At 65.2% G+C, this 13,705-nt stretch carries 12 protein-coding genes and 2 pseudogenes; 2 read left to right on the top strand and 12 right to left on the bottom strand.

The window, feature by feature from the left end:
- Nucleotides 1-84: 84 nt before the first annotated feature.
- Nucleotides 85-1,209 carry a substrate-binding domain-containing protein gene (locus IE116_RS11665; protein ID WP_189612603.1) on the top strand — a complete coding sequence of 375 codons (1,125 nt, stop codon included), beginning with the start codon at nt 85-87 and terminating at the stop codon, nt 1,207-1,209.
- A gap of 163 nt (nt 1,210-1,372) precedes the next feature.
- Here IE116_RS11665 and IE116_RS11660 read toward each other — a convergent pair.
- From IE116_RS11660 to apbC, 12 genes and pseudogenes are all read right to left on the bottom strand, one after another.
- Nucleotides 1,373-1,711: pseudogene (locus IE116_RS11660) on the bottom strand (hypothetical protein); the annotation flags it as partial.
- 15 nt (nt 1,712-1,726) lie between these two features.
- A complete protein-coding gene (locus IE116_RS11655; RefSeq protein WP_229828437.1) occupies nt 1,727-2,845 on the bottom strand; it encodes a formate dehydrogenase subunit gamma in 1,119 nt (372 codons plus the stop codon).
- A 225-nt stretch (nt 2,846-3,070) separates the two neighbouring features.
- The gene (locus tag IE116_RS11650; RefSeq protein WP_189612599.1) at nt 3,071-3,298 is read right to left on the bottom strand and encodes a hypothetical protein; all 228 of its coding nucleotides are present in this window, start codon (nt 3,296-3,298) and stop codon (nt 3,071-3,073) included.
- On the bottom strand, nt 3,295-3,960 hold the full coding sequence (fdh3B, locus tag IE116_RS11645) for a formate dehydrogenase FDH3 subunit beta (RefSeq protein ID WP_179584866.1): 666 nt from the start codon (nt 3,958-3,960) through the stop codon (nt 3,295-3,297). Before fdh3B ends, IE116_RS11650 begins: the two co-directional genes overlap by 4 nt.
- Before the next feature lie 11 nt (nt 3,961-3,971).
- Nucleotides 3,972-6,938 (bottom strand): formate dehydrogenase subunit alpha, encoded by a 2,967-nt coding sequence (locus IE116_RS11640; protein WP_189612596.1) that lies wholly within the window; start codon nt 6,936-6,938, stop codon nt 3,972-3,974.
- Nucleotides 6,939-6,951: 13 nt separating this feature from the next.
- Nucleotides 6,952-7,161: a ubiquinol-cytochrome c reductase iron-sulfur subunit N-terminal domain-containing protein gene (locus tag IE116_RS11635; protein WP_308428228.1), complete on the bottom strand. Its 210-nt coding sequence runs from the start codon at nt 7,159-7,161 to the stop codon at nt 6,952-6,954.
- Nucleotides 7,162-7,322: 161 nt separating this feature from the next.
- Nucleotides 7,323-7,955: a TorD/DmsD family molecular chaperone gene (locus IE116_RS11630; RefSeq protein WP_189612592.1), complete on the bottom strand. Its 633-nt coding sequence runs from the start codon at nt 7,953-7,955 to the stop codon at nt 7,323-7,325.
- Nucleotides 7,952-10,069, bottom strand: a complete 2,118-nt coding sequence (locus IE116_RS11625; RefSeq protein ID WP_189612590.1) for a 4Fe-4S binding protein — start codon at nt 10,067-10,069, stop codon at nt 7,952-7,954. Before IE116_RS11625 ends, IE116_RS11630 begins: the two co-directional genes overlap by 4 nt.
- 22 nt (nt 10,070-10,091) lie before the next feature.
- Complete coding sequence (locus IE116_RS26170; RefSeq protein ID WP_189612588.1) at nt 10,092-10,919, bottom strand: DUF3306 domain-containing protein; 828 nt, start codon at nt 10,917-10,919, stop codon at nt 10,092-10,094.
- Between the two features lie 131 nt (nt 10,920-11,050).
- Nucleotides 11,051-11,110: pseudogene (locus IE116_RS26165) on the bottom strand (hypothetical protein); the annotation flags it as partial.
- 2 nt (nt 11,111-11,112) lie between these two features.
- Nucleotides 11,113-11,715 (bottom strand): DUF3305 domain-containing protein, encoded by a 603-nt coding sequence (locus tag IE116_RS11615; protein ID WP_189614574.1) that lies wholly within the window; start codon nt 11,713-11,715, stop codon nt 11,113-11,115.
- Between the two features lie 89 nt (nt 11,716-11,804).
- Entirely contained in the window at nt 11,805-12,893 is a 1,089-nt protein-coding gene (apbC, locus tag IE116_RS11610; RefSeq protein ID WP_189612585.1) for an iron-sulfur cluster carrier protein ApbC, read from the bottom strand.
- 155 nt (nt 12,894-13,048) lie between these two features.
- Between apbC and mobA the strand changes: the two genes are divergently transcribed.
- Nucleotides 13,049-13,702: a molybdenum cofactor guanylyltransferase MobA gene (gene mobA, locus IE116_RS11605; protein ID WP_189612583.1), complete on the top strand. Its 654-nt coding sequence runs from the start codon at nt 13,049-13,051 to the stop codon at nt 13,700-13,702.
- Nucleotides 13,703-13,705 lie beyond the last annotated feature (3 nt).

Below are 13,705 nucleotides of genomic sequence, written 5' to 3'. Positions count from 1 at the left end.
AGGGTAGCCGACCCCCAAGGATGAGGCGATATGTAGCAATGTGCATAGGGACTGGCTGCCACGGGTTTGAGGCATACTGCCGGCGTGCATCAAGTCGAACTTTCCTACTCGTTTGGCGTGTCCCGCGCGTCGGCCGCCATCCGCAATCCGCTCATGGACCTGCTCCAGGCCATCCGGGCCCACGGCTCCATTTCTGCTGCGGCCAAGGGCATGGGCCTGTCGTACCGGCACGTCTGGGGCGAACTCAAGAAGTGGGAACAGACGCTGGGCCACACGCTGGTGGTGTGGGAGAAGGGACATCCGGCGCGCCTGAGCGAATTTGGCGACAAGCTGCTGTGGGCCGAACGCCAGGCGCAGGCCCGGCTCGCGCCGCAGATCGACGCGCTGCAGGCCGAGCTGGAACGCACCTTTGCCGTCGCGTTCGACGACGCGGCGCACGTGGTCAGCTTTACCGCCAGCCATGACGATGCCCTGAACCGGCTGCGCGATCACGCGGTGGCTACCAACAAGCTGCATCTGGATATCCGCTTTACCGGCAGCGTCGATGCCATCGGCGCCTTGAATGAAGGCCGCTGCGAAATGGCCGGCTTTCACACCACCTTGGCGCCGGCCACCGGATCCTTGTCGGAGCGCACCTACAAGCCGCTGCTGCAGCCCGGGCAGCACAAGCTGATCGGCTTTGCCCGGCGCACGCAGGGACTCATGGTGGCGCGCGGCAACCCCGGCAATCTGCGGACCCTGCAGGATCTGACACGGCCTGGCGTACGCTTCGTGAACCGGCCCAAGGGCACGGGCACGCGGCTGCTGCTGGATGAACTGCTGGCCGATGAGGGCATTGCGGCGGGCGATATCGTGGGCTATGAACAGACCGAGCCGTCGCACTCGGCGGTGGCCCATGCCGTGGCCTCAGGCGCCGCCGACGCCGCCCTGGGAATCGAACTGGCCGCCCATGCGCACGGCCTGGATTTCGTGCCGCTGCGCCAGGAAAACTACTTTCTGGTCTGCCTGAAATCCACCCTGGACCTGCCTGCCACGCAGGCCCTGCTGGCCGTGCTGCGCAGCGAGGCCTGGCAACAGCAATTGGCCCGGATGCCAGGGTACGAGCCGTCGCACACCGGTGAAGTGCTGGCAATGAACCGCGTGCTGTCGTGGTGGGACTTTCCCAATAAAAAAGCGCCCCGACCGCAGGCGCTTTCAGGCGAGGGATGAAGGCGCCATCGGGCGACCTTCAGACCACAACTTACTTCTTGGACGGCTCCGCCGAGTTGCGCGTCGACGGTTCCTTGACCGTGGCCGGCTGGCTCGACTGGGATGCCGGCGCGGTGTCGCCCCCTGAGGTCTTGTCCGCGGCGTCGGTTTCCCGCTTGTTGTGGGGGCTCGCCGCCGTGGTGGCAGGAGAGTGAGCGCCTGCTGCTTCCAAAGGCCGATCGGCCTGGTCGTTATTCACGTACTTGAATTCACCTGGGTCGGCGCAGGACGGCGTGGCGACGACAGGGCCGGGCGGCTTGCCGGCCGCCTGCGCGCTGGCGCGGTAGGTGGCGGCTACCTTGTCTTGCACCTGACACAGCTGATAGCTGTCGACCTTGGATTGCCAGGCTTGCTTGGCAGCGGTTTCGGCGCTCTTGGCCTTGTTTTCCGGGGAAGGGGCCGGAAGCTTGGCCATGACGGGCATGGCCGCCACGAGCAGCACAACAAATAGAGATTTTTTCATGATCGCGGATCTCGTTCAGGCACGGGCCGGACGGGTTGGCGTTTTGGCCACCGACGGGTCGGGCGTGCGTTGCGCAGGAGTCTTCCCTGCCTTGATGTCGTCGTACCAGAGTTGGTGGTGTTCGCGGGCCCAGGTCTCGTCGACGTAGCCGGTCTTCATGGCGCGATACGCGCCGTTCATGCCGAACGTGCCGAGGTAGATGTGACCCATGATCATGCACATCATGAGGATGGTCGCCACGGCGTGGACAATGTGCGCGACCTGCATGTTGCCGCGGGTGTACTCACCCACCGGCAGCAGGTGGTCGAGGAACAGTCCCGACAGCGACACGAACACGCCCAGGAACAGCACGCCGCCCCAGAACACCAGCTTTTCGCCCGCATTGAAACGGCCGGCCGGGACGTGCTGGCCCGAGAACAGGCCGCCGCCCTTGCGGATCCAGATCCAGTCGGACTTGTCCGGGAAGTTGTCACGCACGAAAGCAAAGAACATCACGATCAGCGAGATGACAAACGCCGGGCCGACAAAGTTGTGAATGGTCTTGAGCACCCACGTGATTGGGCCAAAGACCTGCCCGCCCATGATGGGCAACGCAAAGAACTTGCCGAAGGCCATCACGATGCCGGAGATGGCCAGGATGGAAAAGGCAATGGCGTTGACCCAGTGGCAGGCGCGCTCGAAGTAGGTGAAGCGCTCGATCAGGCGGCCGGTCGGCTTGCCGTGGACCTTGATCGGGCCCTTGGCGAAGTAGAACAGCAGGATGGCCACCAGCACGATCAGCATCAGCGCGCCGCCGTACGGGATCAGCCAGTTGTTGCGCGTCTGGCGCCACGCTTCGCCCGCGGTCGTGAACATCGACCCGGGGTATTGCGTGAACTTCTGGATCAGGATGCCGGCTTCGGGCGCCTGACTGTGCGGCAGGCTGGTGTAACCCGGCTTGCCGGAATTGACTTCCCGCCAGATGGGCGCATTGTTGCCCGGCTGGACCTGGCCGCGCTGGGCGTTGTTCTGCTCGGCGTAGCCTTTGTCCGCGCTGGCATCGGGCTTCACTTCGAAGATGTTGGTGCCCTGGATGCCGCCCAGGCTGCCGGCGCCCGTGGTGGGTGCACCCGTAGGCGCCGCCGTGGTGGGCATGTTCGAAGGGGGCGCCGCCGTCGGGTTCGCCGTGGACCCCGGCTGGGCGTCACGCGCCACCGGTGCCTGCAGCGGTGCCGAGGTGGGCGCCGGCGTCGTGGCGGGCGCGGCCGCAGCCGTGGCAGGCGCCGCGGACGGGTCCGCGGTCTGCGCGCCCGCGGGCGACAGCAGCGCCGCGCCCAGGAGCAATGTTGCGAAGGATGACCGTATCATGCCGCTCTCCGGTCAGTGGGCCGTCTTGTTGTACTCGTTCTGACCTTGCTGGGTCCGAACCTTCAATTCCTGCTCCCAGCTGTTGCGGTCACCCGGCGTCCAGCCCGGCTGCACGAACTTGCTGCCGGTGCCCTTGTAGGCCTGTTGGTAGTTCGCGTTGGAATGCAGTTCCTGCTTCTGGTCGGTGCAACCGGCCAGCGCAAGCGCCGCCAGCGACACGATCATGGCGTGCTTGATCATGGCTTGGTCCCCGGTGCGGCAGCGGCGGGCGCGGCGGTGCCGGCCTGTTGCTGCTGTTGCGACGGCTGGCCTGCCTGGCGCGAGCCGTAGGCGGTGCCCCAGCCCCAGACTTCGGCGCCCTTGCCACGCGCGACCACGCGGGTGCGGAAGATGTCGGCCACGACGTCGCCGTCACCGGCCAGCAGCGCCTTGGTCGAGCACATTTCGGCACAGGCCGGCAGCTTGCCTTCAGCCAAGCGGTTGCGACCGTACTTTTCGAATTCTGCTTCGCTGCCGTGCGCTTCCGGGCCACCGGCGCAGAAGGTGCACTTGTCCATCTTGCCGCGGACGCCAAAGGTGCCTTGCGACGGGAACTGCGGCGCGCCGAACGGACAGGCGTACGAGCAGTAGCCGCAGCCGATGCAGACGTCCTTGTCGTGCAGCACGACGCCTTCATCGGTGCGATAGAAGCAATTGACGGGGCAGACGGCCATGCACGGCGCGTCGCTGCAGTGCATACAGGCCACCGAAATGGACTTTTCGCCAGGGATGCCGTCGTTCAGGGTGACGACCCGGCGGCGGTTCACGCCCCAGGGCACTTCGTGTTCGTTCTTGCATGCCGTGACGCAGGCGTTGCACTCGATGCAACGCTCGGCGTCACAGACAAATTTCATTCGGGCCATGATGCCGTTCCTTAAGCTTTTTCGATGTTGCAGATCGTGGTCTTGGTTTCCTGCATCATCGTTACGCTGTCATAGCCGTACGTTGTGCCCGTGTTCACTGCCTCGCCGCGCACGATAGGCGCCGCGCCCTTCGGGTAGTGGTCCAGCATGTCCTTGCCTTGCCAGTGCCCCGAAAAGTGGAAGGGCATGAACGCCGTGTCCGGACCGACCCGCTCCGTCACCATCGCCTGCACATTCATGCGCGCGCCCGTCGGCGTCGTCACCCACACCCGCGAACCGTTGCGGATGTCGCGCGCGGCCGCAGCCTTGGGGTTGATCTCGACGAACATTTCCTGCTGCAGTTCGGCCAGCCAGGGGTTCGAGCGCGTTTCTTCGCCGCCACCTTCGTATTCGACCAGCCGGCCGGACGTCAGGATGATCGGGAATTTCTCGTGCAGCTTGTCGTCGATGTTCTTCTGCTGCACCGACTTGTACAGCGTCGGCAGGCGCCAGAAGGTCTTGAAGTCGTCGTGCGACGGGTACTTGGCGACCAGGTCCGGGCGAATGCCATAGAGCGGTTCGCGGTGTTGCGGCACGGGATCCGGGAAGTTCCAGACCACCGCGCGCGCCTTGGCGTTGCCGAACGGGTGCACGTTGTGGTTCTTGACCGTGACGCGAATGATGCCGCCCGACAGGTCGGTCTTCCAGTTTTTGCCTTCGGCCTGCACTTTTTCCTCGGCCGTCAGTTCGTCCCACCAGCCCAGCTTTTTCATGAGCAGGTGGTCGAATTCCGGATAGCCGGTCGTGATGTCCGAATCTTTCGAGTGGGAGCCGTCTTCGGCCAGCAGGCTGACGCCATTGCGCTCGACGCCGAAGTTGGCGCGGAAGGTGCCGCCGCCATCCATGACGGTTTTGGAGTTGTCGTACAGGTTGGGCGTGCCCGGATGCTTGAATTCCGGGGTGCCCAGGCACGGCCAGGGCAGGCCGTAGTAGTCGCCCGTCAGGTCGTAGCCGGTTTCCTTGTCGATGCCGCCCTTGGACTTCAGGGTGGTGACGTCGAACAGGTGCTGGTTGCGCATGTGCGCCTTCAGGCGCTCCGGGCTCTGGCCCGTGTAGCCGATCGACCAGCACGAACGGTTGATTTCGCGCAGGATATCTTCGATCACGGGCTCGTCCATGCCCTTGACCTTCTGCATCTTGTACGGCTTGACGAGCTCATTGGCAAAGCCGAGCTTTTGCGCCAACTGGTACATGATCATGTGATCGGTACGGCTTTCCCACAGCGGCTCGATGACCTTCTCGCGCCACTGCAGCGAGCGGTTCGAAGCCGTTACGGACCCGCTGGTCTCGAACTGAGTCGCAGCCGGCAGCAGGTACACGGCACGGTTCGGGTTCAGGTCTTCGGCCTTGCCCGGCATGGCCGCCATGGCGGCGGTGGCCGACGGATACGGGTCGATCACGACCAGCATGTCCAGCTTGTCCATCGCGCGCTTCATTTCCAGACCGCGGGTCTGCGAGTTGGGCGCGTGACCCCAAAAAATCACCGACCGCAGGTTCGAGTCCTGGTCGATGAGCGCGTTGTCTTCCAGCACACCGTCGATCCAGCGCGACACGGTCATGCCGGACTTGGTCATCATCGCGGGCGACGAATAGCGGCCCTTGATCCATTCGTAGTCGACGTCCCACACCTTGGCGAAGTGCTTCCACGAGCCTTCGGCCAGGCCGTAATAGCCGGGCAGCGAGTCGGGGTTCGGGCCGACGTCGGTCGCGCCCTGGACGTTGTCGTGGCCGCGGAAAATGTTGGTGCCGCCGCCGCTGACGCCGACGTTGCCGAGCGCGAGCTGCAAGATACAGGACGCGCGAACCATGGCGTTGCCGATGGTGTGCTGGGTCTGGCCCATGCACCACACGAGCGTGCCCGGACGGTTTTCATGCAGCGTGCGCGCCAGGCGAGCCACGGTTTCTTCGTTGACGCCGCAGGCCTCTTCGACCTTTTCGGGCGTCCACTTGGCCAGCACATCGGCCTTGACCTGGTCCATGCCGTACACGCGGGCATTCAGGTAGGCCTGGTCTTCCCAGCCGTTCTTGAAGATGTGATACAGCACGCCGAACAGGAAGGCAATGTCCGAGCCCGAACGGATACGGATGTGTTCGTCGGCCTTGGCGGCCGTACGCGTGAAGCGGGGGTCGACCACGATGACCTTGCAGCCGGCTTCCTTGGCGTGCAGCAGGTGCAGCATGGAGACGGGGTGCGCTTCCGCGGCGTTCGAACCGATATACAGGGCCGACTTGGCCTTCTGCATGTCGTTGAACGAGTTGGTCATGGCGCCGTAGCCCCACGTGTTGGCCACACCGGCCACCGTCGTGGAGTGGCAGATGCGCGCCTGGTGGTCGCAATTGTTGCTGCCCCAGAAGCTCATCCACTTGCGAAGCAGATAGGCCTGCTCGTTGCTGTGCTTGGACGAGCCCACGACGTAGACCGAGTCGGGGCCGCTTTCCTTGCGCAACTGCAGCAGGCGGGCCGAGATTTCTTCGATTGCGGTGTCCCAGCTGATGCGCTCGTACTTGCCGTTCACGAGCTTCATGGGATAGCGCAGGCGGTGTTCGCCATGGCCGTGCTCGCGCAGCGAGGCGCCCTTGGCGCAGTGCGCGCCCATGTTGATGGGCGAATCGAACACGGCTTCCTGGCGGACCCAGACGCCGTTTTCAACGACGGCGTCGACCGAACAGCCGACCGAACAGTGCGAACAGACGGTGCGCTTGACGGTGACAGGCGTGTTGCCGATGCCGACCTTGGCGCCATCGGCCGCAGTGGCCTTGCGCACCAGCGTCAGTTGGGCGGCCGCGAGGCCCGCGCCGACACCGACGCCCGACCGGCGCAGGAAGGTGCGGCGGTCCATGGTGGGCAGCGCCTGGGAGACGCCCCGGCGCAGGCTTTGTACGAATGAGGATGCGGCGGCGCCGTGATCGGCCCCACCGGTTTTCTTGGTCAGCAACATGCCGCGCTCCGGGTTAAACGAGGGTGGTCTTGTAGTAGCGCTTCACGTGTTCACTGACGTGATAGCCGCCGCCGCGCTTGGGCGCCGGCGGGGTGTCGACCGCAGCGGTGGCAACGGGCTTGACATGGGGCATGACGACGGCGCCCGCCGCCACGGCGCCCGTGGAAGCCGCCGCGATGAAGAACCCCCGGCGGGACAGACGAGATGGGTTGTTTTCGCTCAAGGCGGTCTCCTGGAAATCTGACAGATATGAAGCAATTTGCATACTGTACTCGTGACGCACGCTCAGCGGCAAATCGCTCATCTAGCGATTTTCCCTGGCGTAGCGATGGTGCGACGCGATAAATGCGCAGGCTTTCGATCATCGAAGGCCTGCGATCAAACTTACGCGAGGATGTCGAAACCTTGCGATTCGACGCTCATGAAGGCCAGCGTGAATGCGGCCAGGGCCGCGTAGAACCTGGCTCGGGGATGGCTGGACAGCGCCAGGCAAAGCGGCTCGACCCACGGCTGCAGGTGGTCGCCATAGAACTGCCGCTGATGCGTCAGGTTGGCCACGGCCACGTCGTCACCGGCGATCAGGTACCGCATCACCTCGCATTCGTAAGCGATGTGATCTTCGGTGTCGGGCATCTGCTCGTCCCGGCCCAGGCCCAACGCGGCCAGATCATGCCGCAGCTTGATCAACGGCTTTTCATTCAGGAAGCCGCTCAGGTAGTGCGAGCCATACAGGTAGATTTCGGGCTTGCCGATCCCGCCGAACAGCGTGTCGTATTCGGCGTGGATCTGCGCGTCGGTCAATTCGCGGGCCGACGCAACCAGGGCCTGCCAGGAGCTTTCCAGGAAGGCGCCCGCTGCGGGCGCATCGGTGGGCGCTTCACGCAGTTGCGCGAGCAGTTCGGCGGCCGGCGGGGCGTAATACAGCTGCGCAAGCAGGCCATACACGTCGGCACGGGCGGTTTCTTCATCCAGTTGCGATGAGGAAATGGCATCCAGGGATACGGAAGCGCTGCTCATAGTTCGGTGATCTTCGATTCGTTCTGCGAGGTGTAAAGGTCGACGACGCGGCAGTCGCCGCACATCTTCAGGCGATCCAGCGCCGCGCCCTGGAACATGGCGTGGCCACTGAGCTTGCCCAGCATGGCTTCGATTGCCTTGACCGTGCCGAAGGGCTTGCTGCAGCGAATGCACTGGTAAGGCTGCACTTCGTTCAGCACGCGCGACGCCTTGCGTTCCGGCGTGAGCAGCAGGCGCGGCACCAGGGTGATCGCGTCTTCGGGGCAGGTCGTGGCGCACAGGCCGCACTGCACGCAATTCTTTTCGATGAAGCGCAGCTGCGGCCGCTCGGCGTTGTCGCCCAGCGCGCTGGCCGGGCAGGCGTTGACGCAGCTCAGGCACAGCGTGCAGGCGTCCTTGTCGACGTGCAGCGTGCCGAACGGCGAGCCGGCGCCCGGGATGCCGGCCGGCAGGGCAATCGCCTCGGGCAGCGCCGCAGCCGCAGGCGCCTGCAGGATCAGGTGATCGATCGCCATGTCCAGCGTGCTGCGTTTTTCCTTGGCCACGGCAAATCGTGCCGCCTGGCGCGGGATGGCGGCGCGTTGCACAGCCAGCGTTTGCAGTGCGGTGTCGAGTGCTGCGGGGGTTTCGGCGCGGATCAGGCGCAGGTGCGTGCCGGTGTAGCCCAGGCCGGTCAGGATGGCCTGGGCGATGTCCATTTGCGCCTGCAGGCCGTCCAGGTACTGCGGCGCTTCTTCTTGCGTCGTCAGCACGGCGACCTGCGTTGCGCCGAAGGCGATGGCGCTGAGCCACAAATCGATGCCGGTGCTGGCCGTGTGCCACAGGCCGGCCGGGATCACATTGGCCGGTACGCCGTGCGCCTGCTTCAGTTGCGCGGCGCGGCCCAGCCGGTCGACGAGATCCCGTCCGGCTTCCTGGCTGTGCAGCAGCAGGACGGCATCCTTGCCGCCCGCCTTGGTGTAGGTCGAGAGCAGGGTGCGGAAGTTCAGACCCTGTTCCGATGCGCGGGGCGTGGCGTACGTGAGCGCGCCCGTGGGGCACGCGGTGGTACAGGCCCCGCAGCCCACGCACAAGTTGGGATTCACTTCGATGCGTTGGCGATGCTTGTCGCTGCTGATGGCCAGCGCCGAGCAGATGCGGATACAGGCGTCGCAGCCGACCACTTCGTTGCGGCTGTGGGCGCAGAGCGACTGCTTGTAGTCAAAGAACTTGGGCTTGTCGAACTCGCCCACCATGTCGCGCAGTTTCAGCAGCGTGGGCAGGCTGACGCCGTCCCAGCGGAAGTAGCCTTGTGGCGGTGCGTGTTGCGCAAAGGCCGACTCAGTACGCAGGTCCAGCACCAGGTCGAAGGGTTCCGCATCGAGCAGGATCGGCCGATTGAAATCGATGGCGCCGGCCACGGTACAGGCGCTGACGCAGGCCTGCTGCACGGTGCTGTCCAGCGTCGTCCACTTGGCCATGTCGACCTGATAGTCCAGGCCGATGGCGCCTTCCGGACAGGCCGCAAGGCAGGCGTTGCAGCGTGTGCACAGGTCCAGGTCGATCGGGTTGTCGCGCGCCCAGGTCAACTCGAAGGCGCCCAGCCAGCCGGTCAGGCTTTTGACCGTGCCACCCAGCACCGGGTAGCGGCGTTCCTGCGATGCCCCGTTGCGGCCGGGGCCCTGCGTGAAGAGGGTGACGTTGAGCACGTCGCTGACCATGTCGGCGGCGCGTTCGGCCTGATCCATCGGGCCGATGATCAACAGGCGGCCGGCGCTTTTGTACGTGACGGTCGACACGGGTTCCGGCTCGGGCAGGCGCGCCGCGGCCAGCAAGGCGGCGATCTTGGGCGTCGCTTGCGATGCATCGCGGCTCCACCCGCCGGTTTCACGGATGTTGACGAAGCGGATGGGCGACACGGCGCCTTCCGTGGCCGCGCCCAGTTCGGCGAACAGGCGCTTTTCCTGCGTACAGGCCACCACCACGTCGTCACCCGACTTGATTGCCTGCTGGTAGGCGCCCGCGTCCCGGCGGCACAGGGTCGAGTGCAGCGTGAGCGGTTCGTTGAGGGCGTTGCCCAACGCAGTCGCGTCAAGGGGCATCGTCCGGTTGCAATCGCAGATCAGTGTGGACATGGAAACGCTTAATTTCGCCGGCTCAGGAATCGCCGGATCGGGATGGAACAGGGGGGGGGCCGTCGTCGGCGCGTGACGCGTCCGGCCGGGGCGCCGAGGCTAGCACGTCGACAGGCGCTCGCGGGGCGGCTGTTGCAACGTGGAGACGGTTGTCGAGCCGCGCAGTCGGCTCGGCTGGCATGTCAGGTGGGATCCGGTTCGACCCCGGCTCGTCCGTGGCGGTTCCCGGAGGTGGGGTAGATGCGGGGGTGGCCCATGCGGTCGCGTTCGATTCGAGACGGTCAGGGCCGTCGGAAGCATCGTTTTCCGCTGGTGCGGCTTCGGGTGCGGCCGCCTGCGCGGGGACTTGCGCCGCGGCCTGGTCTGCCGCGGCCAGTTCCGCTGCCGCTTCGTCCTCCGCGACGGCCCTGGCTTCGTCTTCGTCGGTGAACAGATTGAGCACCCGCGCGCTGGCCATCTTGCGCAGCATGGACTTGGGCATGATCTCGGGCGACGAATAGTCGTCGATGTAGATGTCCAGTCCGTCCATGATGTTGTAGTGCGGGTCCGAGAACAGCTTTTTCATTGCGGCGTTCTTGACCTCGGGCGCGACGCCCTTGGCCATGAAGACGCTGTAGTCGGAATCGGCCGTCAGCTTGGCGACGTCGGCAAGGGTCGGCAGGGCAGGGGCATCGGGGTGGGCGGCCGACGTGGAGTTGGACGGTACGGCGGCGGGGCGCGATGCGGCATCGCCTGCGCCGGTGCGCGCCAGCGTGGCCGCGTCAGCCATTGGCGCGCCGTGCGCGGGCAACGATGAGCCGGCGTCGGCCAGGGGAGCCGTTTGCAGGGACGTGGCGGCAGCCGAACCCATGGCGGGATCGGGGGGGGGNNNNTCCCCCCCCCCGCAGCCTTGGCAGCAGCCGATTCAGCCGCGGATTCAGCCGCGGATTCAGCAGCTTCTTGCGCTGCCTGTTCCGCTGCTTTTTCCGCTGCTTCGACCTGCCGTGCCTCGATCTTGCGCCGCGACCAGCGGCCAAGGAAGGTCCGTGACGTATCGTCCACGGCTAGCCCTCGCCTCCACCACCGCCACCGAATTTCTTGGTGGTCGTGACGGATACCGGATTGCCGAATCGGTCCTGCAGCGACTCGAAGCTGACCGGGCGCCGGCGCTTCTTCTTTTCGATCACATAGTTGGCGTCGACGAATTCGCGCAGCCAGTGGCTGATCTGCGGCGGCGCGGGAATCAATTCGACGGTTTCTTGCGCGTCGAGCAGGCGGCCGGCGTGGTAATAGCTGAGTGTCACCACTTCGGGTCGTGCGATCGGCTCGTCGGCCAGCGTGGCCGTTTCTTCCATCCGCCACATCACGAACCAGCAGGGCACATCGGTGCTGGCGTTCAGGTAATACCCTTCGGCATCGTCGCGGTACAAGCCCACCGTAAAGCCGGGAAACAGCCACCGTTCCTGCTGGGCGTCGGCCACCAGCACGCGCGGCTCGGCGCCAAAGCCGGGTTCATTCATAACCACGTCTTCAAGCACCCAGCGCCATGTCTGCCACCGGCTCATGGGACCGGTGACCCGTTCGCGGCGCATCAGCACCGCCACGTCGACCGTTGGTGCAGCGTCCGGATTCGAACCTGCCGCAGGCACCGGCGCAGCGTCGCCCATGCCTGGCGCCGGGTTCCCGGCCGTCACGTCGTCTGGCTTCACGTCATCCATGACAGGACTTTCGCATCGTGTCGCGAGGACCGACCACGTCAGGTGTTCGCGCTGACGGTGATGGTCGGGAACTTGGACGAGAAGTCGCGGTTCTTGCTGGCGATCGCCACGGCGACCTTGCGGGCAATGTCCTTGTACATCATGGCCACTTCGCCGTCGGGGTCAGCCACGACCGTAGGCCGGCCATTGTCGGCCTGCAGGCGGATGTTGATGTCGAGCGGCAGGCCGCCCAGGTAGTCCATCTTGTATTCGGCCGCCATGTTCTTGCCGCCGTTCGCGCCAAAGATATGTTCGACGTGGCCGCAGTTGCTGCACACGTGCACGGCCATGTTTTCGACGATGCCCAGGATCGGCACGTTGACCTTCTCGAACATCTTGATGCCCTTCTTGGCATCCAGCAGCGCGATGTCTTGCGGCGTCGTGACGATGACGGCGCCGGTCATGGGCACGCGCTGGCTGAGCGTCAGTTGAATGTCGCCGGTGCCCGGGGGCATGTCGATGATCAGGTAGTCCAGATCGCGCCAGTTGGTCTGGCGCAGCAGCTGTTCCAGCGCCTGCACGGCCATCGGGCCGCGCCACACCATGGCTTCGTCCTGACCAACCAGGAAACCGATCGACATGACCTGCACGCCGTAGTTTTCCAGCGGTTCCATGGTCTTGCCGTCGTCGCTGACCGGACGGGCATCGATGCCCATCATCAGCGGCTGGCTGGGACCGTAGATGTCGGCATCGAGCAGGCCCACGCTGGCGCCTTCGGCGGCCAGCGCCAGGGCCAGGTTGACGGCCGTCGTGCTTTTGCCGACGCCGCCCTTGCCCGAGGCAACGGCCACGATATTCTTGACGCCCGGCATGAGCGCGACGCCGCGCTGCACCGCGTGCGGCACGACGACGGTGCGCAGGTTCACCGACACGTTTTCGACGCCCGGCACGCCCTTGGCAGCGGCGATCAATGCGCGGCGCAGCGCCGGGATTTGGCTTTTGGCCGGGTAGCCAAGCTCGATGTCGAACGAGACATCGCCGCCCGTCACCTCGAGGTGCTTGACCGACTTCGTCGAAACGAAGTCTTTGCCGGTGTTGGGATCGATGACGGCCTGCAGGGCCTGAAGTACGGAGTCGTTGGCGACCATGGGGAAGGTTCGTGAAGAAGGTAAAAACTGCTGGCGAAAACTGCCGGGCTGGAGTAGCCAGTTGAGCGTTTCATCATATCAGACCCTCCGGAGGGGGCGCTGAGCGCGTGGCCGGCGCCAGAGGGCAGGGCAGGCCACGCCTTATACTGACGCCCATGATCGACAAAAATTCCATCACCGGCGTCATTCTTGCCGGCGGCCGCGCGACCCGCATGGGCGGCGTCGACAAGGGCCTCCAGACCGTGCAGGGCATTCCCATGGCGCTGCTGTCCTTGTTGCGCCTGGCGCCGCAGGTTGGCGAGGTCATGATCAATGCCAACCGCAACATGGGCGCCTATGAATCGATGGGCGTGCCGGTCTGGCCCGATTCAATGTCCGGTTTTCCGGGTCCGCTCGCCGGCTTCGTGACCGCGCTCGAACGCTGCGAAACGGCGTATCTCGTGACAGTGCCGTGCGATACGCCGCGCTTTCCCGACGACCTGGTGGAGCGGCTTGCCGCGGCGCTCGAGGCCGAAGATGCCGAGATCGCCATGGTCGCGACCCGTGAATCGCGTGAACCACATCCATCCGGCGAATCGCATGTTGACGCCAAGGACGACGACAGCGCGTCCGCCGCTGGCGAATGGCGCACCCAGCCCGTGTTCTGTCTGATGCGCGCCGACCTGCTGGCCAGCCTGGTCGCCTTCACGTCCGCAGGCAATCGCAAGATCGACAGCTGGACCGCGCTGCATCGCTGCGTGGAAGTCCGCTTCGACGATGCCGACGCGTTCGTCGGCGCCAACACCATCGCCGAACTGCAGCGGCTTTGACAT

The sequence above is a fragment of the Pigmentiphaga litoralis genome, from assembly GCF_014651835.1.
GTDB classification, from domain to species: Bacteria; Pseudomonadota; Gammaproteobacteria; order Burkholderiales; family Burkholderiaceae_B; genus Pigmentiphaga; species Pigmentiphaga litoralis.
Note: the sequence above shows the minus strand (reverse complement) of the source record. Positions and strands in the feature narration are given on the sequence as shown.

Coding starts and splice junctions, on each gene's coding strand:
- IE116_RS11655 (WP_229828437.1), bottom strand. CDS start 2,845: ATGCCCACCACGGCGGCGCCTACGGGTGCACCCACCACGGGCGCCGGC.
- IE116_RS11650 (WP_189612599.1), bottom strand. CDS start 3,298: ATGATCAAGCACGCCATGATCGTGTCGCTGGCGGCGCTTGCGCTGGCC.
- fdh3B (WP_179584866.1), bottom strand. CDS start 3,960: ATGGCCCGAATGAAATTTGTCTGTGACGCCGAGCGTTGCATCGAGTGC.
- IE116_RS11640 (WP_189612596.1), bottom strand. CDS start 6,938: ATGTTGCTGACCAAGAAAACCGGTGGGGCCGATCACGGCGCCGCCGCA.
- IE116_RS11630 (WP_189612592.1), bottom strand. CDS start 7,955: ATGAGCAGCGCTTCCGTATCCCTGGATGCCATTTCCTCATCGCAACTG.
- IE116_RS11625 (WP_189612590.1), bottom strand. CDS start 10,069: ATGTCCACACTGATCTGCGATTGCAACCGGACGATGCCCCTTGACGCG.
- IE116_RS26170 (WP_189612588.1), bottom strand. CDS start 10,919: ATGGGTTCGGCTGCCGCCACGTCCCTGCAAACGGCTCCCCTGGCCGAC.
- IE116_RS11615 (WP_189614574.1), bottom strand. CDS start 11,715: ATGGGCGACGCTGCGCCGGTGCCTGCGGCAGGTTCGAATCCGGACGCT.
- apbC (WP_189612585.1), bottom strand. CDS start 12,893: ATGGTCGCCAACGACTCCGTACTTCAGGCCCTGCAGGCCGTCATCGAT.
- mobA (WP_189612583.1), top strand. CDS start 13,049: ATGATCGACAAAAATTCCATCACCGGCGTCATTCTTGCCGGCGGCCGC.